At 69.2% G+C, this 562-nt stretch carries 1 protein-coding gene; it reads right to left on the reverse strand.

Annotated features, from left to right (window positions below; translation table 11 throughout):
* Window positions 1-562, reverse strand: a 562-nt coding sequence (locus tag H4N64_RS44215; protein WP_186288268.1) for an integrase core domain-containing protein, incomplete at both ends; no start/stop codon positions are given.

Genomic DNA, 562 nt, shown 5'->3' on the forward strand with positions numbered 1-562 from the left:
GGCGGCCAGTGTTGTAGAAGTCGAGCCAGGGCGCGAGTGCTCGGGCCCGTTGGGTGTTGCTGGTGAAGACCTTCCGGTAAGCCCATTCGGTCTGCAGGGTGCGGTTGAAGCGTTCGACCTTGCCGTTGGTCCACGGGCAGTGGGGGCGGGTGAACTTCTGCCGTGCGCCGAGGTCTTGGCAGGCGGTCTGGAAGGCGTGGGAGAGCCGGTAGTTCTTGGCGTTGTCGGTCATGACCCGCTCGATGCGGGTGATGTTGTGGGTGCGGAAGAACGCGGCTGCGCGGGTGAGGAAGCCCGCGCAGGTGGCGCCCTTCTCGTCGGGGAGGATCTCGGCGTAGGCGAGTCGGGAGTGGTCGTCGACGGCGGCGTGGATGTAGTCGTAACCCAGGCCCCGGACGGATCCGGGCCGTTCGCCGCGGCCGTGGGCGCGATGGCCGCCGCCGGCGGGGATCTTGCCGAGCTTCTTGACGTCGACGTGGATCATGTCGCCGGGCCGGGGGTGTTCGTAGCGGCGGCTGCTGGCCCTGGTGGCGCGGATGGCCTGGCCGGTCAGCGGGTCGCA

Origin of the sequence: Streptomyces cupreus, from assembly GCF_014257025.1 — a bacterium.
Taxonomy (GTDB): domain Bacteria; phylum Actinomycetota; class Actinomycetes; order Streptomycetales; family Streptomycetaceae; genus Streptomyces; species Streptomyces cupreus.